The organism is Streptomyces sp. NPDC052225, assembly GCF_040679615.1.
Lineage (GTDB): Bacteria > Actinomycetota > Actinomycetes > Streptomycetales > Streptomycetaceae > Streptomyces.
In genome coordinates this window covers 317,128-341,633 of sequence record NZ_JBFAVD010000006.1, presented here as the reverse complement: position 1 = coordinate 341,633, position 24,506 = coordinate 317,128, and the positions used below count along the sequence as shown (strand labels likewise).

Annotated in this window: 18 protein-coding genes; 5 read left to right on the top strand and 13 right to left on the bottom strand. The window is 73.8% G+C overall.

Annotation, left to right across the window (positions count from 1 at the left end):
- Nucleotides 1-276: 276 nt before the first annotated feature.
- Nucleotides 277-2,247: an acyl-CoA dehydrogenase gene (locus tag AB0L37_RS12650; RefSeq protein ID WP_365503585.1), complete on the bottom strand. Its 1,971-nt coding sequence runs from the start codon at nt 2,245-2,247 to the stop codon at nt 277-279.
- Between the two features lie 390 nt (nt 2,248-2,637).
- Here AB0L37_RS12650 and AB0L37_RS12645 point away from each other — a divergent pair, with 390 nt between their 5' ends.
- The 5 genes from AB0L37_RS12645 to AB0L37_RS12625 all read left to right on the top strand — a co-directional run bounded on the left by AB0L37_RS12645 (nt 2,638) and on the right by AB0L37_RS12625 (nt 10,151).
- Entirely contained in the window at nt 2,638-3,318 is a 681-nt protein-coding gene (locus AB0L37_RS12645) for a ScbR family autoregulator-binding transcription factor (protein ID WP_365503582.1), read from the top strand.
- A 200-nt stretch (nt 3,319-3,518) separates the two neighbouring features.
- Nucleotides 3,519-4,691, top strand: coding sequence for a cytochrome P450 (locus AB0L37_RS12640; RefSeq protein WP_365503579.1), 1,173 nt, complete (start codon nt 3,519-3,521; stop codon nt 4,689-4,691).
- Nucleotides 4,692-5,168: 477 nt separating this feature from the next.
- Nucleotides 5,169-5,825: a ScbR family autoregulator-binding transcription factor gene (locus AB0L37_RS12635; protein WP_365503576.1), complete on the top strand. Its 657-nt coding sequence runs from the start codon at nt 5,169-5,171 to the stop codon at nt 5,823-5,825.
- 551 nt (nt 5,826-6,376) lie between these two features.
- Nucleotides 6,377-7,444 carry an AfsA-related hotdog domain-containing protein gene (locus AB0L37_RS12630; RefSeq protein WP_365503573.1) on the top strand — a complete coding sequence of 356 codons (1,068 nt, stop codon included), beginning with the start codon at nt 6,377-6,379 and terminating at the stop codon, nt 7,442-7,444.
- 40 nt (nt 7,445-7,484) lie between these two features.
- Complete coding sequence (locus tag AB0L37_RS12625) at nt 7,485-10,151, top strand: BTAD domain-containing putative transcriptional regulator (RefSeq protein WP_365503570.1); 2,667 nt, start codon at nt 7,485-7,487, stop codon at nt 10,149-10,151.
- A gap of 74 nt (nt 10,152-10,225) precedes the next feature.
- Here the strand turns inward: AB0L37_RS12625 and AB0L37_RS12620 are convergent, their stop codons facing one another.
- The 12 genes from AB0L37_RS12620 to AB0L37_RS12565 form a co-directional block, all read right to left on the bottom strand.
- Complete coding sequence (locus tag AB0L37_RS12620) at nt 10,226-11,230, bottom strand: alpha/beta hydrolase (RefSeq protein ID WP_365503646.1); 1,005 nt, start codon at nt 11,228-11,230, stop codon at nt 10,226-10,228.
- 5 nt (nt 11,231-11,235) lie between these two features.
- The gene (locus AB0L37_RS12615; RefSeq protein ID WP_365503567.1) at nt 11,236-11,418 is read right to left on the bottom strand and encodes a hypothetical protein; all 183 of its coding nucleotides are present in this window, start codon (nt 11,416-11,418) and stop codon (nt 11,236-11,238) included.
- Nucleotides 11,419-11,472: 54 nt separating this feature from the next.
- Nucleotides 11,473-12,519 carry an alpha/beta hydrolase gene (locus AB0L37_RS12610; protein ID WP_365503564.1) on the bottom strand — a complete coding sequence of 349 codons (1,047 nt, stop codon included), beginning with the start codon at nt 12,517-12,519 and terminating at the stop codon, nt 11,473-11,475.
- A 77-nt stretch (nt 12,520-12,596) separates the two neighbouring features.
- Nucleotides 12,597-13,475, bottom strand: coding sequence for a 4'-phosphopantetheinyl transferase superfamily protein (locus AB0L37_RS12605; RefSeq protein WP_365503561.1), 879 nt, complete (start codon nt 13,473-13,475; stop codon nt 12,597-12,599).
- A complete protein-coding gene (locus tag AB0L37_RS12600; protein WP_365503558.1) occupies nt 13,381-14,247 on the bottom strand; it encodes a 2-oxo acid dehydrogenase subunit E2 in 867 nt (288 codons plus the stop codon). The genes AB0L37_RS12605 and AB0L37_RS12600 overlap by 95 nt, the downstream gene beginning before the upstream one ends.
- On the bottom strand, nt 14,244-14,489 hold the full coding sequence (locus AB0L37_RS12595) for an acyl carrier protein (RefSeq protein ID WP_365503555.1): 246 nt from the start codon (nt 14,487-14,489) through the stop codon (nt 14,244-14,246). Before AB0L37_RS12595 ends, AB0L37_RS12600 begins: the two co-directional genes overlap by 4 nt.
- Nucleotides 14,486-15,520, bottom strand: a complete 1,035-nt coding sequence (locus tag AB0L37_RS12590) for a 3-oxoacyl-ACP synthase III family protein (RefSeq protein ID WP_365503552.1) — start codon at nt 15,518-15,520, stop codon at nt 14,486-14,488. The genes AB0L37_RS12595 and AB0L37_RS12590 overlap by 4 nt, the downstream gene beginning before the upstream one ends.
- Nucleotides 15,517-18,561, bottom strand: a complete 3,045-nt coding sequence (locus tag AB0L37_RS12585; protein WP_365503549.1) for a beta-ketoacyl synthase N-terminal-like domain-containing protein — start codon at nt 18,559-18,561, stop codon at nt 15,517-15,519. Before AB0L37_RS12585 ends, AB0L37_RS12590 begins: the two co-directional genes overlap by 4 nt.
- On the bottom strand, nt 18,561-18,836 hold the full coding sequence (locus AB0L37_RS12580) for an acyl carrier protein (RefSeq protein WP_365503545.1): 276 nt from the start codon (nt 18,834-18,836) through the stop codon (nt 18,561-18,563). Before AB0L37_RS12580 ends, AB0L37_RS12585 begins: the two co-directional genes overlap by 1 nt.
- Before the next feature lie 57 nt (nt 18,837-18,893).
- On the bottom strand, nt 18,894-20,672 hold the full coding sequence (locus AB0L37_RS12575; protein ID WP_365503542.1) for an acyl-CoA dehydrogenase: 1,779 nt from the start codon (nt 20,670-20,672) through the stop codon (nt 18,894-18,896).
- Nucleotides 20,673-20,681: 9 nt separating this feature from the next.
- Nucleotides 20,682-22,457, bottom strand: a complete 1,776-nt coding sequence (locus AB0L37_RS12570; RefSeq protein ID WP_365503539.1) for an acyl-CoA dehydrogenase family protein — start codon at nt 22,455-22,457, stop codon at nt 20,682-20,684.
- Between the two features lies 1 nt (nt 22,458).
- Nucleotides 22,459-24,243 (bottom strand): fatty acyl-AMP ligase, encoded by a 1,785-nt coding sequence (locus tag AB0L37_RS12565; RefSeq protein ID WP_365503536.1) that lies wholly within the window; start codon nt 24,241-24,243, stop codon nt 22,459-22,461.
- Nucleotides 24,244-24,506 lie beyond the last annotated feature (263 nt).

Below are 24,506 nucleotides of genomic sequence, written 5' to 3'. Positions count from 1 at the left end.
AGGAGGGATCCGGGCGACAGGCCCCAGGGCCCTCCTGCGCGGCAGGTGAAGCCCGGCATTGCCGGGGGGGGCGGCGGGCGCTGCGGAAGATCCCGCGGCCGCCCGCACGAGGCCGGGCCGCACCGCCGGCCTCGTGCGGGCCCGCCTCCGGTGCGCCCCCCGCCGGCGCGGGGCGCACCGGAGGGTGCCGCTCAGTGCGCGGCGGTGACGGCAGGCGGCGGCACCGGGCTCCCGCTCACGGGGACCGCGGGGGCCCTGGCCGCCGCGGTCCCCCCGTCACCCGACTTCTTCGCGCACGGCCCCGCGGGGGCGGTCCGGGCGGGGCAGCGCGGCCCGGGCGGGCGCAGGCCCCTGCACCAGTGCGGCAAGGCGCTGGGTGTAGTCCTCGTGCGCGATCGGGACGGTGGCCAGGATTTCCTCCGGTATGTCGAAGGCATCGACCAGCACCATGGTGTCCGGTGTCAGGCCGGTGACCGTCGCGTGGATGATCTCGGGAAGGGCACGGACATCGTCCGCCGTGAGGTGCCCCTCGGCCAGCAGGTCCCCGGTGTGCTCATTGACCTCGTTGAGCAGGAACAACAGCGCCAGCTCGCGCATCAGCTCCCGCGCCTTGGGGCCGACCGCATGATCCGAGGCGCGCAGGAACGCATCCGCGGCGTGCAGCCGGGCCGCCACGTCCACCATCTTCAGGGCAGCGCCCGATGCCCGGTTCCAGCGCTCCACGCGGGCGCCGGAGGGGCCCTTGCGCAGCGCGGAACGGGCCCGCTGCTGCCACAGCGACGCGGTCCGCGCCAGCAGGTCGCGCAGGAACCGCGGGTCCTTCATCGCCTCCTGGGCCGGCACCGGCCGGTGGCCCAGGACGTCGAGGCGCTCCCCGAACAGCATCTCCGCCCCGGCCTTGAGGGAGATGACAAGGTTGTCGCCCTCGGCGGTGATCGTCCCCTCATTGCTCGTGATCAGATCGACGAACCCGTTGACCGTGAACAGGCCCTGCGCGCCGCACCGTTCACGGCACTCGAGGGTGATGGTGCGGGTCTGCCAGGTGATCCAGCTCTTGGCGACCGCCACCCGCCGGGCCACCTCGTCGGTGCTCTCGGGTGTGCGCTCGGCCCACCGCGTCACCGTGTCGCGGTGCAGGAACGTCATGGCGTACGCGGTGGAGATGTTCTGCAGGATGCCGCTCATGTGGCTGTGGTGGGCGGCCAGGGGCACGGTCTCGCCGGGCCGGGGCCCGCTGATGCGCCGGGCGTGGGCGTAGCGCGCGGCGATGGTCAGGGCGGCCCGGGCCGCGCCCACGGCGGCGCCGCTCATCGACAGCTTGCCGCAGGTGACCCGCTGGATGGAGTGCAGGACGCGTTTGTGCCGGTTGTCGAGGCTGCTGGTCAGCGACCCGTCCTTGGCGAGCAGGCCGTGCGTGGACTCCAGCAGCGCCTCACGCGGCAGCCGGCAGTGCTCGAAGGAGGTGAGGCAGTGGTCCACGGCGGTGCCCATGCGCTCGGGCAGCATCCAGGTGCGCACTCCGGGTCTGGGCCCGCTCTCGTCCCGCAGCGGCACCAGGAAGAGGAAGACGCCCTCGTCACGGTCTTCGACGATCAGCCTTGCCGCCACCACGGCGGTCTTCGGGCCGCCCACGGCGCTCGTGGTGGGCATGAACTTCTGCGCGCCCACGGTGGGGGTGTGCAGGACGAACCCCCCGGACGTCCGGTCCCAGACGGCCCGGGTCTCCAGTGCGGAGACATCGCTGCCGTGTTCCAGCTCCGTGCAGAGAAACGTTCCTGTGTGCCGCAGTGACGTGAAGTCGCTGAGCGTGCGCCCCGGGGAGGGGAAGTGGTCCAGGAGACTGCCCAGGAACAGGTTGTAGTGGATCGCGGAGAGCGTCGCGAGCGTCGGATCCACGAACCCGGTCCACTCGTGCAGGCTGGTGAGCAGGTGCGGATCGTCCGCCAGCTGCTCCGGGGACTGCAGGGTGTCGTTGACCAGGCGCAGTCGTTCGTAGGCCAGAGCCATCCGCTCGCGCGGCGCGAGGCCGGGCACGGGACGGAACTCGGGACGGCCGACCAGGCTGCGCCAACGGGCGTGTATGCGGGCGCGCTTGCTCTGGTCGAACAGCAGATGGGTGAGTTCGGCTATGGGATCCCCGGGGGGCGAGTCCGGTCCGGCCGGCGCAAAGTGCTCGCCGGCCGGGCCCGAAGTGGTCAGTCCCCCGGGAACCTTCCCTGCATTCATCTGGATTTTCACAAGAGTCATCGACTGCTCCGTGAAGCGTTGAGGCTGAACGAAGGAAGTTCAGGGGCCATAAAATACGGGACCGCCGGTTTTTTGCAAGGGCCCGCCGGGGCCGGAAGCGGCGCCCGCACCCCGCCGCACCGCGGGCGTTCTGTGCCGGTTTTGCAGGCCTTGAAGGGCTTTCCAGGGGGACCGGACGCGCCGTCCGTTCCGGGCCAGGGGAGCAGGCCACCCGGCATGCGGCACCTTGTGAAACCGGGCGGATGGTTTTATTCTGATCGCGTTCGGGCCTGCCCAGGCCACGGCCCCAGCAGCCGCGCAAGGGAGCCGTGAAGGCACGGACGAACCACTGGTCCGGCCCGCGCGGCGGTGCGCACGGGCCGGGCACCGCGAGGCACGGAGGTATGAACGGTGGCACGCCAGGAGCGAGCAACCCGGACGAGGCTGGCCATCCTGAAATCGGCTGCCGAGGTCTTCGACGAGGTCGGCTACGAAGCCGCGGCCATCTCGGAGATCCTCAAGAGATCAGGGACGACCAAGGGAGCTCTGTACTTCCACTTCCCCTCCAAGCGGGATCTCGCCCAGGAGGTCCTGGCGGAACAGCTGTCGGTGGTGCCCCCGGTGGCGCCCCAGAACCTCGTCCTCCAGGAGGGGGTGGACGCGACGCTGATCCTCGCGCACATGCTCTGCTCCAGCGACAGCATCCTCCGTGGCAGCGTGCGGCTCACGGTGGAGGAAGGCACACCCCAGGACGGCCTGGACCGCAGGATCCCCATGCACAACTGGGTGAACCACAACAGGGAGCTGCTCGCCCGCGCCCACCAGGCGGGGGAAATCCTGCCGGACGTCGACATCGAGGCTGCCGCGCAGATGTTCGTCGCGGGGTTCGCCGGCACCCAGATGCTCTCCAAACTCCTCAGCGGGTTCGACGACATGATGGAGCGGTCCGCGGTCATGACCAAGCACTTGGTCACGTCCATCGCCGTGCCGTCGGTCCTGCTCCGGCTCGACTTCACGCCGGAGCGCGGACGGCAGGTGTACGAGCAGGCGATGCAGTTGCGTTCCGGCGCCGCGGTGCCGGCGAACGCGTAGCGCGCACGGCCGCCGTGGGGAGCGGCGGCCCCTGGCGCGCTTCTCGCCGGGACGGCCCGCCCGAGGGGCGGGCCGTCCCGGCGCGCACGCAGGAAAGGCCACGGATACGGACAACCGAACGGGAGGGGTAACCGATGGCACGGACTCAGACGCAAGCGCCCAGATGTCCCTACGCACTCGATGCGACGGGGCAGAACCTGATGCGTGAAGCCGCGATGCTGCGCACCCAGGGGCCGGCGGTGCGGGTCACGCTGCCCGGCGGGGTAGCCGCATGGGCGGTGGTCCAGCAGCAGTACGTGGAACGGGTCCTGGCCGACGAACGGGTCTCCCGGTCGGCCCGGCTGCACTGGCCGGACTTCATCGAGGGGCACATACAGGCGGACTGGCCGCTGTACCCCTGGGTGGCGAACGAGAACATGTTCAACTCCTACGGTGAGCAGCGCTCCCGTCTGCGGCGCCTGGTGGCGGGCGCGTTCACGGCGCGCCGCAGCGAGACGATGCGGCCCAAGGTCGAGGCCATCACCGCGGATCTGCTCGCCGCCCTGGCCACGAAGGAGCCGGGTGCCCCGGTCGACCTGCGGGCCCAGTTCACCGCGCTGCTGCCCATGCGGGTGATCTGCGAGCTCTTCGGGGTCGAGCAGGGGGACGCGGCCGACGCGCTGTGCGCGGCCCTGCACACGGTGTTCACCTCCTCGGTGTCCGCCGAGGAGATGAACGGGGCGCTGCTGGAGGCGTTCGGGCTGCTGGCCGCCCTGGTGGAGAAGAAGCGGGTCGAGCCCGGCGACGACCTGACCTCGGCCCTGATCGCCGCTCGCGATGACGGCGACCGGCTGACCGAGGAAGAACTGCTGGGCACCCTCTACCTGATGATCGCGGGCGGCATGGACAGCCCCACGACCCTGATGACCAACGCCGTCGCGGCGCTGCTCACCCGCCCCGACCAGCTGGAGCACGTACGTGCGGGGCGGGCGGACTGGAACGACGTGATCGACGAGACGCTGCGGATGCACACCCCCGGCGCCTACTCGCCGCTGCGCTTCGCGGTGGAGGACATCGACCTGGACGGCGTCCTGATCAAACAGGGCGAGCCCATCCTGGTGTCCTTCGCGGCCGGCGGTCTCGATCCGGTGCGCTACGGCGAGAGCGTGGCCGAGTTCGACCTGCTGCGCACCGGACGCGACACCCTCGGATTCGGGCACGGGGCGCACCGGTGCCTGGGGGCGCCGCTCGCCCGGGTGGAGGCCCAGTCGGCCTTCAGCAAGCTCTTCGAGAGCTTCCCCGGCCTGCGGCTGGCCTGCTCCGCGGACGAGCTCGAGCCGATGCCGACCTTTTTGATGAACGGATTCCGGTCCCTTCCCGTACTGCTCGGCTAGGACCCCTCTCCCCGGCCCCGCCGCAGGGCCTCGCACGGGAACTTGGCCTTGTGGCCGGTGCGGCGAGCGTGCGTGCCAGGCGTCGCGGGGCAGGGGGGACGGGGGGCGGGGAGGCAGGTCCCAGGGCCCGTCTCCCCGCCCCCCCTCGCCCGCAGGGCGGCCGCGCGGCGGGCGTGCGGTGCCGTGCTCCCGGCGTGCCGGGGGCACGGCCTCGTGGGAGGGACCTGGGCTCCGGGGCGGGGCCGTGCAGCACAGGCTGCGCGGCCCCGCCCCGGAGCCCTTTGCGCTGCGCCGGCGTCCGCGGATCCCGCAGGGCGGCACCCCACCCTTAAAACCGCACGCGCGGTTTGTTACACTGGCGATCAAGGGCGGACAGCGCCGGCTCCGGCCGGCTCCCCCTGCGTCCCGCAGGCCTTGCGCGGACGCCCGGCCGCTGCCGGGGGCCGGCCCCGCCGCCCTCGCCCGGGAGGCTCCCTGATGGTCAAACAGCAGCGCGCGGCGCGTACCCGCCGCGCCCTGATCCAGGCTGCGGCCGAGGCTTTCACGCAGGACGGCTTCACCTCCGCCTCGCTCGCGGCGATCAGCAGACGGGCCGGCGTCAGCAGCGGCGCCCTGCACTTCCACTTCGAGAGCAAGAACGCCCTGGCGCAGGCCGTCGAGGACGAGGCGGCCGCCGCCTTCGGGCAGGTCACCCACAGGGCGGCGCTCCACGGCGGCACCCCCCTGCAGGGCCTGGTGGACGCCACGCACGTCCTGATGAGCCTCATCGCCGAGGACGCCGTCATGCGGGCCGGCTTCGCCCTGTGCCGCGATGTGACCCGCGAGAACGACGCCGCGCTCCGGGGCGCCTGGCAGCGGTGGGTCGAGGACGCCCTGAGCCGGGCCGAGCAGGCCGGACAGCTGGCCGAAGGAGTCTCGGTGCGGGAGGTGACGACCGCCATCGTGGCGGCCACCGTGGGGCTCGAGGTGCTCGGCAGCACGCAGGAGCAGTGGCTGTCGCGCGACGCGGTCACCCGCCTGTGGGGGCTGCTGGCGCCCCGGATCGCCCGCCCCCGTGAACTGAGCGCCCTCAGCTGCGGCCCGAGCCGGCCCGGCAGCCCGCGGCGCCCCTCCGCCGCACCCCGCCCAAAATAGACCGTACGGTACGTATCGAGGGAGGACGCCGGACGTCCGGAGCAACCCCGGGCGAGGTGACGCTGTCCTAGATGCCATGATTTCAGGGGTTTTCCTCCTCTTGAATACGAGCGGTTGTGCGAAGGAAAATAAACAGCGCGGGCGGTTTAGTATTGACAAACCGGGCGCGCTGTTTTTTACTCGCTCCGAGGCCTTGAGGTCTATCCGATGAACCTCGGCCCGGAGGGCGCATCCCGGGGGGATCGCATGAACATCGACGGACCGGGGACGTTCGCCGGCCGGGAGAACGGGGCCTCGATCACGCCCGCCGGCGCCGGATCCGCGTCGTGGACGCCGCCGTGAGCCGCGTCCCGCCCGCGACACCCCGCACGGCCGGCTGAGGGTGCACGGCACCGCCGCGGCCGCCGCGGCCAGGCACGCGGGGCCGGCCGGCGGCTGCGCACCTCGCCGGCCCGCACCGGGGCCCGGAGCCGTCCGGCTGACCACAGTGAGCCGATGAACGATGCCACCGCGCACGCCACCGACCGGACTCTCGTCACAGAGGACCCTCCATGAATCTCTCCGCCCCACCCTCCACCGGCTCGCTGCCCACCGGACGGCCCGGCGCGGTCACGGACACAGGACCGCTGCAGGTGCCCCCGCCCGCGGCGGCGTTCCTCGGCCCGCACCATCTGGTCCACCGGCCCGACACCCCGGAGGGCTTCTTGCACTCCGCCACGCCCCCCGGACGGCACCGCTTCGGCTTCTCCGCCCAACTCCCCGACAGCCACCCGCTGTTCGCCGACTCCACCGCGCCGTTCCACGACGTGCTGTACCCGATGGAGTCGCTGCGGCAGATGGCGGTCTTCGCGGCGGGCCGCTACTTCCGGGTGCCCGAGAACCGGCGGATCCTGCTGGCCGACTGCGCGTTCTCGCTCACTGCCCTGCCCTCCTGGCGGCGCGGCGCGCCCGCCGGCGCCAGGCTCTGCCTCGACCTCGACCTGACGCCGGCCGACGTGGTCAAGGGGGTGCCCCGGTCGATGGACTGCGCCACGACGATCAGCATCGACGACCAGCCGTGCGGGACGGTGCGGGCGCGCCTGGTGTTCCTGATGCCGGGTGTCCACCGCACCTACCGGGCGCACAGCCGCCAGGAGAGCGAGCGCACGGCCGGCGGCAACAGCGGCCTTCCCCCGGGGCACGGCATCCCCGGCGCCGAACTCGTCGGCCGGCGCAGCGCCCGCAACGTGCTGATCGGGCTGCCGCTGGAAGAGGGCGGCGAGTGCCTGACCTTCCCCGTGAACATTCCCGCCGCGCGCGAGGTGCTGCCCGACTCCGGGTCCGAGGTGCCGGCCGCGCTGTTCCTCGAAGTGTCCCGGCAGGCCGCCCTGTTCGGGGTCGGCGAACTGTACGGGCTGGCCCCCGGGCACGCCGTGCTCACCCGGTGGGAGGCCGTCTTCCGCGGGTTCGCCGAGCCGGGACTGCCGCTGCTGTGCTCCGTGCAGGCGCGCCGGCAGGGCGCGCCCGCAGAGGTGCTGCGGGACTCCGCGGGCCGCCCCTTCGCCGAACTCACGCTCGTCTTCACGCAGGGAATCCGGGTCGTGGCGGAGATGACGGCCTGCGTCCTGCAGATCTGCTGACGGCCGCGCACCGGCCGGGCGGCACACCCAAGGAGCAATGATGCGCTTTCAGGTACTGGGCCCGGTGCGGATGTCCCCGCGCACCCCGACGGCGGCCAAGCCTCGTGTGGTCCTGGCGACCTTGCTGGTGAAGAACAACAGCGTCGTCTCCACGCACAGTCTGATCGACGAACTGTGGGGGACGACGCCGCCGCGCACCGCGTCGACGACCCTGCAGGTCTACGTGTCCCACCTGCGCAAGGCGCTCGCGAACGCCGACGGTGAGCCGGGCGGCGGCGCGGCGGCCGGACCGCTGGTGACGCAGCCGCCGGGCTATGTGATGCGGGTGGCGCCCGACGAACTCGACCTCGTCCTCTTCGAGTCGCTGCGCTCGCGGGGACGGGCCGCGTTCGACGAGCGGGACTACGCGCGGGCCTCGCATCTGCTGGGCGCCTCCCTCGAACTGTGGCGGGGCCCGGCGCTGTCCGGCATCCCGCACGGGCCCTCGCTGCAGTCCACGGCGATCCGCCTCGACGAACTGCGCTCGGAGACGCTGGAGCAGCGCATCAGCGCCGATCTGAAGCTGGGCCGCCACCACGAGCTGATCGGTGAACTGATGGCGCTGGCCCACGAGTTCCCGATGCGGGAGAGCCTGCACGGGCTGCTCATGGTGGCCCTGTACCGGGCCGGGCGGCAGTCCGACGCCGTCCACGCCTACCACCGGGTGCGGCGCACCCTGGTGGACGAGCTCGGCGTCGAGCCGGACGCCTCCCTCAAACGGATCCTGGCCCGGCTGCTCGCCTCCGACCCGGCGCTGGCCTGGCATCCGGCCCAGAGCCGGCCGGCCGCGCCCGCCCCGGCGGCCGACGCCCGGCCCCTGGTGTGGCTGCCGCCGCCGCTCGCCGACTTCACCGGCCGCGCCGAGGAGCTGGCCCGCGGGGCCCGGGTGCTCTCGGCGGCGTCGGCCCCTCGTGTGCTGGCCGTCTCCGGGCGGCCCGGGGTGGGCAAGACGGCTCTGGCGGTCCAACTGGCCCGTCAGGCCGAGGGGTTCGCCGCGGGCCGGGTCCTGGTGCATCTGCGGGACTCCGCGGGAGGGGCGCTGACCGCCGAGGCGGCGGTGGCGGCGCTGCTGCGCCGTCTGCTGCCGGCGGGGCCCGCGGCCGGCGCGGCCCTTCCCTCCGGCCTCGACGAGCTGACCGATCTGCTCCAGCACACCACGCGCTCCCGCGCGTTGCTGCTCGTTCTCGACGACGCGGTCTCGGAGGCCCAGATACGGCCGCTGCTGGCCGCGGTGCCGGACGCCGCGGCGGTGGTCACCGGACGCCGTGCGCTGGCCGCCCTGGAACACGCGCGGCACCTCGTGCTCGACGTGCTCGGGCAGGAGGAGGCCGAGTCCCTGCTGCTCGCCACCGGCGGCCCCCAGATGGCGCAGGACCGGGCGGCCGTGGCCCGCATCGCCCGGCTGTGCGGGCGGCTGCCGCTGGCGCTGCGGGTCGCGGCCGGCGGCACGGCGGTGCAGCCGCGCTGGACCGCGGACGGGCTCGCCCGCCGCCTGGCGGACGAGCGCACCCGGCTCACCACGCTCTCCCTGGGCGACCTCGACGTGCGCAGCAGCCTGCTCACCGCCTACCACGAGGTGTCGGAGGCCGGCCGGCGTGCGTTTCGCAGGCTGGGGCTCGCGCCGCTGCCCGACTTCCCCGGGTGGGCCGCGCAGTCGCTGCTCGGCACGTCACCGGAGAGCGCGGAGGAGCTCCTGTACGCCCTGGTGCGCGCCCAGCTCCTGGACGTACGCCAGGAGGCGGGCGCCCCGGGCGGGGCCGTGCGCTACAGCTATCACCCGCTGCTGCGGTCGCTGGCCCTGGAGATGCTGGCCGAGGTCGACGGCGACGACGCGGTGACCGAGACCGTCGGCAGGCTCGGCCACACGTTCCTGCTGCGCGCCCGGGCGGCCGACGCCCGGCTGACGCCCGGCCGGGACCGGCTGGCCGGCGTGCTGGAGACAGCCCCCGGTGAGCTGCCGGCGGACGACCGGGCGGTGGCCACTCCCCTGCGCTGGTTCCGGGAGGAGGCGGCGGGCCTGCTGGAGATGGTGCGCCGGCTGCACGGGGCCGGGCTGTGGGACCTGACCTGCGCGCTGGCCTCGGCGACGAGCGGCTACTACGAGGCGTGCGGGGTGTGGGAGGACTGGCTGGCCGGCCATGAACTGGCGGTCGACGCGGCCCGCCGCTCGGGCAACGCGCTGGCGGAGGCGGCGCTGCTGCGTTCGCTGGGCGATCTGGCCTGGCAGCGCAGGGACGCCGCCCGGGCGGTGGACTGCCACCGGCACGCGGCCCGGCTGTTCGCCCTGAGCGACGACGGCGTGGGGGCGGCCCGCTGTGCCACCGGAGAGGCCGATGTCCTGCTCGGGCAGGGCGAGTTCGGGCGGGCCGACGCGCTGTACCGGCGGGCCCTGGACCGGGCCCGGGCGGAGGGCGACACCCGGGGGTGCGCGGAGGCGGAGCGCGGGCTGGCGCTCACCGCGCTCCTGGCGGGGCGGCCCGCCGACTGCCTGGCCTCTCTCGCCGCGTGCGCCAGTGCGGCGAGCACGCTGGGCGACGCCCGCTGGCACGGCTACGCCCGCCGTCTGGCCGCGCACGTCCGGGCCGGCGGGGGTGCGCCGCCCGCCGCCTGGCCCCATCTGGAGGTGCGCCCCGGCGTGTGGCTGATGAGTGAGGCGCCGGCCGGGTGAGGCACCCCCTGCGGCGCCGGGCCCTGCCCCGTCCGGGTGGACGGGGCAGGGTCCGGCACGGCGCCGCAGGGGGGTCAGGCCGGGCGCAGTGCGCGCAGCGTGGCCGGGTCGAGGTCGGGGGCGCCGGGGCGCAGGGGCGCCGGGCGGCGGTTGCGGAGCATCTGGCGCCACTGCTCGGGGCTGAAGCTCGCCGGTTCGGTCGTGCCGATGAAGTCGCGCAGGACCGACAGGAAGCGGTCGGGGTCGCTGCGGAAGGGGAAGTGCCCCGCCTCCTCGAAGATCTCCAGGCGGCTGCCGGGCATCGAGACGTGCCCGAGGCCCGCGTGCAGCGCCGGGACGATCCGGTCACGGCCGCCCCAGATCAGCATGGTGGGCATGCCCTGCGCCAGGTAGCACCGGTCGAGCATGGTGCCGACCTGTCCCCGCCAGTCGACAACGGCCCGCAGGGTGCGCACGAAGGCGTTGCGCGAGGTGGCGTCCGGCAGGGCGTCCACCACCCGCAGCAGGTCGGGCGCGTCGACGGCGAGATCGGTGCCCAGCCACTGCAGGACCTTGACGGCGGCACCCACCTGCCAGCGCATGGTGGGCAGGTGCAGCATCTGCAGGACGAGTTCGGCGCCGGGCAGCGAGGCGGCGCGCAGCAGCGGGGTGACGTGCCGGCTGACCCCGCCGGTGCCGACCAGGACCAGGCGTTCGCAGCGTTCGGGGAACTGGTAGGCGAACTGCATGGCGACCGCGCCGCCGAGCGAGTGCCCCACGATGGTGGCCCGCTCGACGCCGAGCACGCTCAGCAGGTCCCGCATGCCGTTGGCGTAGGCGGCCAGCGAGTAGTCGGCCCGCGGCTTGTCGGAGTGCCCGTGCCCGAGCAGGTCGGGGGCGATGACGCGGTGGCTCTTGGCGAGGCCCGGCATGACATCGCGCCAGGTGTCGGAGGAATCCCCGATGCCGTGGATCAGCAGGACGGCGTCGCCCTTGCCCGCCATCCGAAAGGCCCGGCGGTGGCCGTGCACGGTGCGGTGGCGCAGCCGGATACCCGCGCCGCGGGGGCCGCGGGGCACGTACTGAGCGGACAGGGACACGGAGGTCACGCCTCCTCGTCGCGCCCGGGGCGGCGCGTGTGCGGCGTGCGGCCCTTGGTGGTGTACGGCGCCGGGGCGGGCCGGTGGCGTGGGGTCGTCAGGTCGCTGTCGATCACCCCGAGTGAGGCGAGCGACTGCCAGGGACCTACCGTCCCGGTGGTGGCCCTGCGTGTCGGTCCATCGGTCATGGCTGCGTCTCCTGGGCTCGTGGGCGGGGAGGGGGGTGGGGGGCCTGTGGTGGGTCAGGGGCGGCGGCCGGTGAACCGGGACAGCAGGAGCTGGCCGATGAGCCAGCGCCGCATCGCTGCGAGGTGGCCGGGCGAGCCGTGCACGTCGTCGAACGTCTTGACGCGCAGGTCGGGCAGGGCGGCCAGCAGGTCCTGCTCGGCGGCCGGGATGATCTCGTCGCGGCTGCTGGCGACGTACCGGACCGGCACGCGGACCTGCCGCAGCCGGTCCGGGCCGAGGGCGTGTGCGGGCAGGGCGGACCACAGGGTGTCGTGGTCCGCGGATCCGGTCAGGCGGCACAGCGTGTCGAGAGTGATCCGCGGGATGCGCGGCCGCCAGGCGGGGTCGGTGAAGAACGCGCCGACGGGGGCGCCCACGGTCAGCACGCGCCGGATGCGGGGGTCCTCGGCGGCGGCGCTCAGCGCGAGGTGGCCGCTGAAGCTGAGGGTGAGCAGGGAGGTGTCGGCCACGTCCGCCCGGCCGGCCAGCCGGTCGAGCAGGTGCGGCAGCAGTTCCCAGGAGTCGGGCCGGTAGGTCAGGGTGTTCTCGCCGACGCCGGGGAACTCCGTGACCACGGCGGCGAATCCGAGCCGCCCCAGCAGGGGCAGCAGCGGCGCCCACTGTTCCTTGACGCTGACGATGCCGCCCATGACGACCAGCAGCGGGCGCCGCCGGGCCGGGTGGAGCCCTGTGCTCCAGCAGGCCAGCGTGCCGTCCTGGAACGGGATCTCGTGGCGGTCGATGCCGCGGCCGCGGCGCCATGTGTCGAAGGCCTCCACGCCGAGCCGGCCGGCAGCCGCGCGCACCGGGTCCCCGTGGTAGGGGAAGCGGGCCAGCGCGAAGTGGGCGCGGGCCTCCAGGTGGCGTCCGCGCAGCGCGGCGGCGCGGCCGGCCCGGGTCCAGGTGACGGCCCACGACGCGGGGTCGCCGGGCCGGTCGTTGGTGATCCGGGACAGGATGCGGGCGGCCGTGCCCGGCGCCATCCCCTGCCCCCGGGCGTGCAGGAGGGCGAACTCCTTGAGCTCCGGGAGGTGATGCTCCGTCAGGTGCTGTTGGTCCATGAGGGCTCCCCGCTGTGTGCGATCAGTGTCCGGGCCGCCGCTTGCAGGCCGGTTGTACGGTCGGACGGGTGGGCGGCTCACCACCAGTCGTCGCCGCCGCGGCGGTCGTCCTCCTCGACGCCGAGCGCCTCGGACAGGGCGTCGACGATGCCCGCGTCGAGCATGGTGTGCGCCTGGGTGTCGGTGGTGACGCCGAAGCCCGAGTCCCCCACGGCCACGCTGACCGTGAACTGGTCGAGCAGCGCGTAGGTGCGAAAGGACCATTCGCTGCCGGTGCCGGGGGTCCCGTCCGGGCGCCGTACCCCGGTCGGGGTGCCGTCGGTGTCGAATCCGAAGTCGGTGAACCGGAACTGCATGCCGAGCCCGATGGCCTTGCTGTACGCCTCCTTGAGCGTCCACAGCCGGACCATCGCCGGGTCCCGGTCCGCGGCCGGCATCGCCTCGATCAGCTCGGCCTCGCGCGGGGTGCACAGATGCCGTCCCAGGCCCGCGCCGTACAGCGTGCGGTCGGCGCGTTCGGCGTCCACGCCGATGACCGCGCCGGTGGCGAGGCCCACCAGCAGCAGGTCCTCGGTGTGGCTGAGGCTGATCTGCACCCCGTCATAGCCGTGCAGGTAGGGGCGGCCCGAGGGGGTGTAGCCCAGTTCCACCGACTGCGGCGGCACATGGAGCGCGGCGCCGGCGGCGAACTTCAGCAGCACCCGCGACGAGGCGAAGCGGGTGCGCACCGCCGGGTGGGTCAGGTCCAGGTAGCGGGCCCAGTCCCGGCCGAGCAGCGCGCGCAGCCGCGGTCCCCCGGCCCGTTCGGGACGCCAGTCGTCCAGGCGGGCGTAGAGGATCGCGGTGGCGTGGGTGGCGAGGTCACGTCGGACGGCGCTCCAGTCCCCGCGCGGTCCGGTGATCACGATCGGGTCGCCGAACGTCCGGCTCGGGGAGGGTTTCCCTGGAGCCGTCATCGAAGTCCTCCATAGTCTGGCGGAGATCGCCGAGCAGGTCGGCGGCGGCCGCCCCGTCGATCACCCGGTGGTCGAAAGTGAGCCCGAGCCGCATGACCGGCGCCGCCACCACGTGCCCGTCGCGGACGACGGCGCGGTCCAGGACGCGCCCGGCGCAGAGCGTGACCGCGGTGCCGCCGGCGGAGTGGAATCCGTCGACGGTGCCGTGCCCGAGGGAGCTGACCGACACCGTGCCGAAGATCCCGGGGCGGCGGCGCGGGTCGCGCAGGGCGGCCGCGAAGGCCGCTCTGCCGAGCGGGACCGGCAGCCGCCCCAGCAGGCGCACGCCCTTGAACTCCGGCAGTGCGGCGGTGTGTTCGCCCCGGTAGCGGTCCACGTGTTCCTGGATCTGGTCGAGCGAGAGCCGCTCCAGGGCGGGCACCAGAGCGGAGAGCACGGTGCGTTCGCCCTCGACGGTGCGGTCCAGGGCCAGTTTCGCGGTCACCGAGCTGAACCGCAGGGTCCGGGGCCGGCGCAGCACGGAGGGCCAGCCCGGTGCCATGACCGCGTTGGCCTGGGGGTGGCGGGCCATCGCCCGGCCGGTGGCGTGCAGCAGGTAGCTGACCTGGGAGTAGCGGGTGCCGGCGGTGCGGGCGGCGGCCCGGTGGGCCTGGATCCGGGTCATGTCGATGTCGGTGTCCAGGTGCACCGGGCGCTGTCCGGCCGCCCATTCCAGGAAGTACAGGGTGTGGCGGCGGCGCCGTTCCGGGTGCGCGTGGGGTGTGCCGGTCATGCCCGGACCGCCCGTTCGTAGAACTGGTGCAGGCTGCGGGCTTCCAGGACCCGGCCGACCGGGACGGTGAGGCCGGTGGCCCCTTCGATCGCGGTGACGAGTTTGAGCAGGTGCAGCGAGTCCCATTCGGGGAGTTCGTCGAAGTCGGCGGTGACCTGTTCGTCGGTGACGGGCAGGCCCAGTTCGTCGCGGACGGTGGTGACGAAGTCGGCCAGGCTGTAGGCGGGGGGTGTGGTGGTCATATCTTCTCCAGGGCGAAGCCGGCCTTGATCCATTTGCTGGACTCGATGGCGACGGCGAGGGCCTTCTGGCCGGCCGTCATCTTCTCCAGGAGCCGCTCGATCTGCAGGAACGGCAGGGCGTTGCCGTTGTTGCCGGTGTCGGCGACGCAGGAGATCTCGGTGGCCGAGGGCACGTCGAGCTGTTCGGTGATCTTGCGGGTCATCCGGCCGGACAGCTGGGGCGGCAGGAGGTAGTCCAGCTCGTCCTGGCTCCAGTCGAGTTCGCCGAGCAGTTCCCACAGGATCTCCACGGCCATCACCGGGACGTGTTCCTCGATGGCTTTGTAGTCCTCGGTGAGGGCCTGCCGGTCGTCGTGGCGGTCGGCGAGGCCGAACCACTCGATGACCTGTCCCGGGGGGCGGCCCAGGCCGGTGAAGCGGTTCAGGACGTGCCGCAGGACGACCTGGGCGCCGCGCGGTTCGTCGGTGAGGACGGCGGCGCCGGCGCCGTCGCCGAACAGGACGAAGTTGACCAGGTCGCTGGGGGCGGCCTTGGTGAGGTCGCGGTCGACGTCGAGGTGTTTGCTGCACACGTCGCCGCCGATGACCAGGCCCGTGCGGTACTCGCCGGACGCGATGAGGGTGCGGCCCAGGCTGAGGGCCTGCACCGCGCCCGCGCAGCCGGACTGCAGCTGGAAGGTGGGGACCTGGTCGAGGCCGAGCAGGTCGGCGACGGTGTTGACGGTGGCGGGCATCAGGGTGTCGGGGGTGGCGGTGCCCAGGATGACGAAGTCGAGGTCGCCCGGGTCCACGCCGGCCGCGGTGAGGGCCCGCTCGCCCGCTTGCGCGCACAGGTCGGCCAGCGACCAGCGCACCGCGCCGGTCGTCAGGTCCCGGGCGAAGTGCCGGGTCCTGGTGCCGATGAACATCTCGATCCATTCCTCGTTCGCGCCCAGGACGCGGGCCAGTTCGGCGTTGTCGACCGGGTCGCCGGGCAGGGCCGTGCCGACGGAGGCGAGATGGACCTGCCGGTCGTCTGGGTGCTCGCTCATGCTGTCCTTCCTTGGGTGCTGTCGGCCTCGGGGGCGCAGTACTGCCGCAGGAACGCCACGAGGTCACCGACCGATGTCAGGCGGGGCAGCAGGTCCTGCACCGTCAGGGCCGCGAGGGCGGGCAGGCGTTCCTCCAGGCGCTTTTTCAGTTCCATGACCATCACGGAGTCGAAGCCCAGGTCCTCGTAGAGGCGCAGCTGGGGTCCGAGGTCGCCGGCCTGGTAGCCGCCGACCTGTCCGATGGCGCTCAGGGCGGTCTCGGTCACCGGGTCCGCCGGCGCGGGCCGCTCCAGGACGAGCACCGCGGCGTCCCCGGTGCCCGCCGCGCCCGCCGCGCCGGCCGTGTCTGGGGTGTCTGCGGGGTCTGCGGTGTGCTGGGGGGTGCGGGCCGGGCCCGCGGCCGGCCGGCGGGCCGGGCCTGCGGTCCAGTACCGGTGCTCGTCGCTGAAGGCGTACGGGCTGAGCCGGTAGGGCACCTGGTCGCGCACCGGGTAGAGGACGTCCCACCGCGGGTCCAGGCCGGCGCGGTACAGCTCGGCGACCGTGCCCGCCAGGTCCTGGCCGCCGGAGTGGGCGGCCCGCACCGGTGCGGTGGCCACCGGGCGGGGCCCGGAGGCGGACGGCGCCAGGGCGCGGGTCAGCGAGGAGAGCACCGGGGAGGGGCCGGCCTCCACGGTGTGGCTGGGCCCGGCCTGCGCCAGGGCGGTGAACGCGTCGGCGAACAGCACCGGGCGGCGGATGTGCGCCACCCAGTAGTCGGGGCCCATCGCCTCGCCGTCCAGGAGACGGCCGTGCAGCGTGGAGTACAGCGGCAGCTGCGGCACTCCCCCGCCGACCTCCTGGGCGACCTCGGCGAAGGCGTCCAGCATGGGGTCCATCAACGGCGAGTGGAAGGCGTGCGAGACGTGCAGCATCCGGGTGCCGATGCCGTCCTGCCCGAGCCGTTCGTTCAGGCGGTGCAGCGCTGCCGCGTCGCCGGACAGCACCGTGGCGCGCGGCCCGTTGACCACCGCGACGCACACCTGCGGCTCGTCCGCGAGCCGCTCGGCGAGGTCGTCGCGGCCGGCCAGGACGGCCAGCATGCCGCCGCCGTCGGGCAGTTGCTGCATCAGCGCGCCCCGGGCGGTGATCAGCCGTGCGGCCGCGTCCAGCGGGAACACCCCGGCCAGGCAGGCCGCCGCGTACTCGCCGACGCTGTGGCCGAGCAGCGCAAAAGGCTGCACGCCCAGTTCCTGCAGGGTGCGGCCCAGTGCGTAGCCGACGGCGAACAGGGCGGGCTGGGCCCACCGGGTGCGGTGCACCGCCTCGTCCCCGCTGAGGAGGAGGTCGCGCACCGAGCGTTCGGTGTGCGGGCGCAGCGCGGTGTCGGCCTCGTCGAGGAAGTGCCGGTACAGCGGCGCGTCCTGGTAGAGGGCGGCGGTCATCCGCGGGTACTGGGAGCCCTGTCCGGTGAAGAGGAACGCGGGGCGCGGGGCGGCGCCGGCCTCCCCGGTGAGCGCGGCGAACACGGCCGGGTCGGCGGCCGCCGCGCGCAGCCGCTGCACCAGTGTCGCGGTGTCGGGGGCGCTGACCGCGAAGCGGTGCCGGTGGCCGGACTTGACGCGGTGGGAGGTCCAGCCGACGGGCCCGGCGGGGGCCCGCCGGGCGCCCAGCGCGTCGGCCTGCGCGGCGAGGTTGCGGCGCAGGGCCTGCGGGCTGGGGGCGGTCAGGGTGAACAGCGCGCTGCCGATGCCGCGGGGCCGCTCGCCGCCGGTGGCGGGGCGCGGGGCCGGCGGCGGCGCGGATTCCAGGACGGCGTGGGCGTTGGTGCCGCCCATGCCGAAGCTGCTGAGCCCGGCCACGCTGGTGCCGCGGGGCAGCCGCAGCGGGGCCTTGAGCAGCCGCAGCCCCTTGCCGCGCAGGTCCAGCCGCTCGTTCTCCTTGGCCGCGAACCGGCTGGCGGGCACGGTGCGGTGGTGCAGGGACAGGGCCACCTTGATGAGGCCGGCGATGCCGGCCGCGCCTTCCGTGTGCCCGAAGTTGCCCTTGACCGAGCCGAGGGCCATGGGCCGTGCGGCGCGTGCGGCGTGGTGGTGGCCCAGGGCCGAGACCTCCATCATGTCGCCGAGCACGGTGCCGGTGCCGTGTCCCTCGGTGAAGGCGACCTGGTCCGGGGTGACGGCGGCGCGCCGGTAGGCGGCGCCGATGACGTCCTGCTGGGACCAGCGGTTCGGCGCGGTGATGCCGTTGCTGCGGCCGTCCTGGTTGACGGCGGTGCCGCGGATGACGGCGTACACCTGCTGGCCGTCGGCGAGTGCGTCGTCCAGGCGGCGCAGGACGACGGCGCCGACGCCTTCGCCGCGGCCGATGCCGTCGGCCTGGGCGCTGAACGGCTTGCAGCGGCCGTCGGGGGCGGAGAGTCCGGCCTGGTTGTAGAAGATGGACAGGGCCGGGGTCAGGGCCACGTTGACGCCCGCCGCGATGGCGTAGTCGCACTCGCCGGACAGCAGGGCGTTGCCGGCCAGGTGCACGGCGACCAGCGACGAGGAGCAGGCGGTGTCCACGGCCAGGCTGGGGCCCTTGAGGTCCAGGTGGTAGGAGACCCGGTTGGCGGTCATGCAGTAGCCGTTGCCGGAGCCGACCTGGGCGCTGACCCGGTCGTAGTCGGTCAGGTGCAGCTGGGCCCATTCGTTGCCCATGATGCCGACGTAGACGCCGGTGGCCGTGCCGGCGAGCTGTTTCGGGGCGATCCCCGCGTCCTCGACGGCGCGCCAGGCGCACTGCAGCAGCAGCCGCTGCTGGGGGTCCATGGCGGCCGCCTCGCGGGGGGAGACGGTGAAGAACTCGTTGTCGAAGGCGTCCGGGGCGTCGATGAAGCCGCCTTCGGTGGTGTTGGCGCGTCCTGGGGCCGGGGCCGGCGCGTGGAAGTCCGCGGCGTCCCACCGCTGCGGGGGGACGGTGGAGATCCCGTCCCCCGAGCGCATCAGCAGGTCCCAGTAGGCGCCCGCGTCGGGCGCCCCCGGGAACCTGCAGTCGAGTCCGACGATGGCGATCCGGTCCATCAGCCCGCCGCCGGCTCGGCCAGGCTCTGGGCCAGGTGGGTGGCCAGGGCCTGGACCGTCGGGTAGTCCCAGGCGACCGTCGGTTCGAGGATCAGGTCGAAGTCCTCCTCGATGTCGCCGCACAGGCTGAGGGCGGCGACGGAGTCGAGGCCGTACTCGGCCAGGGGCACGCTCGGGTCGATCTCCTGAGGCCTGCGCTTGAGATAGAGGGCGATGCGGTCGGACAACCACGTGGTCAGTTCTTCGGTGGTGCGTCCGGTGGTGGGAACGGACATTCTGCGCTCCTCGGAAGGGGTCCTCGATCGGTCAGCCCGGCTGGCGGGGCGGGCGGTTCAGCCCGCCAGCGGGGTGTTGTACAGGTCGTAGCTGCGGGCGTCGCTGAAGCGGCGCAGCACCTCGTCGTGCAGCCGCGTCTGGCAGGTGGCGGGCAGGTCGGGCAGGTGGTGGCCCAGGCGCCGGCCGAGGCGGTGCAGCGCTGCGGCCAGCCAGGCCGGGTCGGCGAGAAAACTGTCCGGGCCGCCTTGGGCCTGCTGCCACACGCCGATCACCGAGGCGGCGGCGAGCAGCACCGCGTACCGGTCGGCGAGGGCGAAGGTGGCCGGGCTGGCCAGGGCGGTGCGGTCCTGGGGGGCCAGGTGCAGGCTCTGTTCCTGGATCTGGCGCAGTTCGTCCATCAGGCGCAGGGCCGCGCCGTGGGCCGCCCGCTCCTCGGGGCTGGAGCTGGGCAGCAGGTCGACGGCGGCGACCAGGGAGGCGCTCAGGCCGTCGTGGCCGCTGGCCAGGGTGAGCCGGTCGAAGGAGACGTCGGGCAGTTCCTGGCGCGGCCGGAACAGGCTCGCGGGCGCCGGGTCGTCCTTGAACCAGGAGCGCCGGGCGAGCCGGGACAGCTGCGGGATGATCGTGGCCTGGCAGGCGGCGGAGCCGGCGTGCCCGAGGCTGAGCACCGGCAGGTCGCGCACGTGCTTCTGGAAGATCCCGAACTCGCCCTCGCGTGTGTAGAACCGGGCCCCCAGCACGATGGACAGGTCGTACATGGCGTCGGTGAGCATCTTGGGGACCAGGTACTTCACCACGGCCGCGTAGACGCTGGTCTCCTCGGGCAGGACGTGCACGGCGCGGGTCGCGGCGAGCGAGAGGCTGTCGCAGATCAGCAGGTCGAGGAAGGTGGTCGACAAGGTCGCCTTGGCGTGCGGGATGTCCATGACCGCCTTGCGGTACAGCTGCCGGCCCAGGGCGAAGCCGGTGACGGTGCGCAGGGCGGTGTCGGTCGCGCCGAGGGCCATGCCGGGTACCGCGCTGCGGGTCACCTGGAAGGCGCGCAGCGCCAGTTCGACGCCTTTGCCCTCCTCGCCGACGAGCGCGGAGGCGGGCACCGGGCAGTCCGCGAAGTCCAGGCCCGACAGGTGGCAGCCGCGCACACCGACCGCGTCGTAGCGCGGCAGGACCTGGAAGCGGTCCTGGTCGAGGGTGTCGCGCTCGGCCAGGACGACGGAGTGGCTGCGGCTGCCGGGGGCCGGGCTGGTGCGGCTGAACAGCACCCAGGCCGCGGCCCGGTCGGCGTTGTTGATGACTTCCTTGGCGCCGTTGAGGAGGTAGCCGCCGTCCACGGGGCGGGCCTGGAACTCGTTGCGCACGAAGTCGTTGCCGTGCGCGAGTTCGTGGTAGGCCACCGACACCTTCTTCCCCTCGAGCAGCAGCTGGGCGAGGCGTTGCTGCTGCTGGGGGGTGCCGGAGCTCCACACGTTGACGGCCGCCATGAAGGAGGTGACGCCGTAGCCGAGGCCGAGGGCGATGTCGCGGCGGAAGACCTGGCGCATCACCCGCACCAGGGTGTCGATCCGTTCCAGGCGTCCGCCGTGGTGGACCGGCACGAACTCGGCGTTGAGGCGCAGCTCGTCCAGCGCGCGCTCGCCCGGCGCGGACAGCTCGCCGCGCTCGTCGTCGGCGAGCAGCGCCGCGTACGAGATCTCCCCCCGCTCGTCGGTGGGGTCGCCCAGACGGTGTTCCAGCTCGGCGATGCGGGCGGCGGCCCGGTCTTCCTGGCCGCCGGGCGGGTGGGGTGCTCCGGCGGACGCTCCGTGCGGCCCGGGGGCTGCGGTACCGATCAGCATGGCGTCCTCTCAGTTGCGTGCGGTGGTCGCGTCGGCCTGCGGCGCGCCCTGCGGGGCCGGCTGCCGGTGGGGGCGCAGCGAGAACAGCTCGCCCGCGCGCCGGGTGGCGCTCATGTGCTCGAGGAGCGCGTCATAGGCCTCGTCGTCCCGGGCGCCGGTGTCGCCCAGGCGGTCCAGGACCCGGTCGAGGGCGGCCCGCAGCCACAGGCCGTCCTGCCACAGGGGCTGGGCGGAGGTGTGGGTGAACAGGGGCGCGCTGTGGGTGAACAGGCCGACGCAGACCGCCCCGGCGTGGCACAGGGCGTAGCGGCGGGCCGCGTCGAAGGCGGCGGCGGGGATGTCGCCGGCGAGGCCCTGCCACTGCTCCATCTCCTGGTGGACCTGGTCGGTGGCGGCCGCGAGGCGGCGGGCGGCGGTGGCGGCGGGGGCGAGGGCGGGCTGTTGGCCGGCCAGCTCTTCGAGGCGGGCCACGCCCGCCTCGAGGCCGGCCAGGACCCCGCTGCCGCGGCGTGCGACCAGGGACAGCCGGCCGGGGTCGAGGCGGGGCAGCGGCGCGGACAGGTCGTAGGCGGCGCGGGCGCCGGCCACGTCGCCGGTGCCGCGCCGGCGGCCGCGGACCAGGGCACGGAACTGGTTGACCAGGGAGGTGAGGTTCACCAGCGTGTTGCCGTCGAACATGCCGACGATGCGGTGGTCGCGTTCCACCTTCTGGAACGCGCCGTGCGCGTGCACGCCCTTGAGGAAGGCGCGGGCGCCGAGCACCCGGGTCAGGCGGGTGAGCACGTCCTCGGTGCCGCTGGGCAGCAGGTACTTGGTGACGGCGGCGGTGACGCTCATCTCGTCGGTCTGGGTGTGGACCAGGCGGGCGGCGACGGTGCCCAGGGCCTCGTGCAGCAGCACGTCGGCGGCGGCGGTGCCCAGGACCCGGCGGGCCTGCGGGAGTTCGACGAGCCGGCGGCCGTAGAGCTCGCGCCGGGCGGCGAAGTCGGCGGCGATGCGCAGGCCCTGGTCGGCGGCGCCCAGGGACAGGGCGGCGCACATGGTGCGGGTCAGCTGCAGGGCCTTGAGGACGATCTCCAGGCCGCCGCCCTGGGGGCCGACGAGCGCGGAGCGGCTGACCGCCGCCCGGGTGAAGCGGATGCCGGAGATGTCCGCGCCGCGGATGCCGTGCGTGCGCACTTTGGGCAGATGGTGGTAGGTCGCCGGGTCCAGGGTGCGTTTGTCCACGAGCAGGATGCTGAACCCGCGGGGTCCGCCGGCCGGGTCGGTGCGGGTGAGCAGGGACAGCAGGCTGCCCCGCGTCGCGTTGTTGATCAGCCATTTCTCGCCGTCGACGAGCCAGCCCGTCTCCCCCGCGGTGGCGTGCACCTCGCCGGCCAGGAGGTCGCTGCCGTGGGCGCGTTCGGTCAGGCCGAGCGAGACGGGCAGCCCGGCGCGGATGTCCGCGCCGAGCGCGGCGGCCTGCTCGGGGGTGCCGGCCACCCATACGCAGATGCCGCCCAGGTAGGTCTTGCCGTGCCCGATGGCCACGGTGAGGTCGCGGCGGGCCAGGGTGCGCATGACCTCCAGCAGGGTCGCGTAGTCGGTCAGCCGGCCGCCGTGTTCGGCCGGTACGTAGTGGCCGGGCAGGCCCCACTCGTCGAGGCGGCGGCAGATGTCGGCCGGGAACGCCTCCTGCTCGTCGAGGTCCAGGCAGCGCTCGCGGGAGAACCAGCCGCCCGGCTCCTCGGGGTCGCCGAGGAACGCGTCGAGTTCCTCGGCGGCCGATGTGGTGGGCTCGCTCATGTCAGGCCGTCACGGCCAGGGCGGGGCCGGAGGCGTCCGCGACGATCCGGCGGACGGCGGGCTCCAGCACCTCGTACAGGGGGGTGAGGTCGCCGTGCAGGAACAGCTTGCGCATCAGGGTGCGCTGGATCTTCCCGCTGGTGGTCTTGCGGATGGTGCCGGGGCGGACCAGCAGGACGTTGCCCGCCGAGACGTTGAGCTGCTGGCCGATGCGGCTCTGGATGGTCGTGGCCAGGCTGCGCAGGTCGCCGTCGACGGCGCTGAGGCGGACCTCCTGGACCACGATGAGGTGCTCGCGGTCGGTCTCGACGGTGAACACCGCACCGGAGCCGACGCCCAGGGCCTTGTCGACGGCCTGCACCGTCCGCTCGACGTCCTGCGGGTAGAGGTTGCGCCCGGAGAAGATGATCAGCTCCTTGAGGCGGCCGGTGACGTAGAGCTCGCCGTCGTCCAGGGCGCCGAGGTCGCCCGTGCGCAGCCAGCCGCCCGCGTCCTGGCCGCCGGCGCCGTCGCTGAGGTGCGCGTCGAAGATCTCCACGTTGGTCAGCGGGCGCTTCCAGTAGCCGTCGGCCACGCTGTCGCCCTTGACCCAGATCTCGCCCACCGAGCCCTGCGGGCGTTCGGTGCGGGTGTCGGGGTCGACGATCTTCACGGTGAAGTCGTGGACGACGCCGCTGCTGACCAGTTCCCGGTGCGGTCCCTGGGCGGCCGGGGCGGCGAGGGTGCCCTGTTCGAGGGCGGCGGCGTCGACGGTCCGCACGGCGGGGCGGCGGTCCTTGGGGGTGCCGGAGACGAGCAGGGTGGTCTCCGCCATGCCGTAGCAGGGGAAGAACGCCTCGGGCCGGAAGCCGGCGGGTGCGAAGCGCCGGGTGAAGGCGTCGATGGTCTCGCGGCGAATCGGTTCTGCTCCGTTGGCGGCGCTCACCCAGGTGGACAGGTCGAGTTCGCTGAGCTGCTCGTCGGTGATCCGCCGCACGCACAGGTCGTAGGCGAAGTTGGGGCCGCCGCCGATGGTGACGCCGTAGTCGCCGATGGACTTCAGCCAGCGGTGCGGGCGGCGCAGGAAGGACGTCGGGGACAGCAGCACGGCGGAGCCGCCGAGGTACAGGGGGTGCAGGATGTGCCCGATGAGTCCCATGTCGTGGTAGAAGGGCAGCCATCCGCCGAACCGGGTCTGCTGGTCGGTCCCGGCGGCGTTCTGGATCGCGGCCTCGTTGGCCAGCAGGTTGCGGTGCGAGACCATGACGCCCTTGGGGTCGCTGGTCGAGCCGGAGGTGTACTGCAAGAACGCGAGGTGCTCGGGGGTGAGGTCGGGTACCCGGTAGGCGCTCGCGTCGGCGTAGTGCGCGCTGTCGGTCGCCAGGCACAGCACGTCGGTGAAGCCCTCGGAGGTGAGCCAGGCGGATATCTCGGGGGCGCTCGCCGAGTCGGTCAGCACCGCGCGGACCTGGGCGTCGCGCAGGATGCCGGACACCCGGGTGAAGTGCTGGCCCTGCTCGGTGGGCAGCGGGGCGGGCACGGCGACGGAGCCGGCGTACAGGCAGCCGGTGAACGCCTTGATGAAGTCGGTGCCCGAGGGGTAGAGCAGGAGCACCTGGCCGCCGGCGACGCCGTGCGCCTGCAGCCAGGCGGCGATCCGCCGGGCGTCCTGGTCGAGTCCGGCGTACGACAGGTGCTCGGGCACCGAGCCGTTGGCATCGTCCGGCAGAAAGATGAAGGCGTCCTCGGCACCGCGTTCGGCCGCACGGTCCAGAACCAGTTCCGTGAAGGTTCGGAAGCTTGTCAACGTCTTTGCCTGACCTCTCCGCGATCCGCAGGCGTGGTGCCGGCGAGGGCTGTCTGGGACGGTCCGAGCCTCGCCCGCGGCGCTAAGGCGCCGCTTGTGCTGGCCGGCCGGGGCCTCGGCCGGCCGCGGCCGGGGGCCGGGCATGCGGCGGCCGCCCGCCAGGAGGGGACTGGCGGGCGGCCGTCGCATGCTGCGCACGCCGGGGCGTGCGGCTCCCGGCTCCGGGCGGGCCGGCACGTCCCGGGCGCGGCGGGGGATGGTGA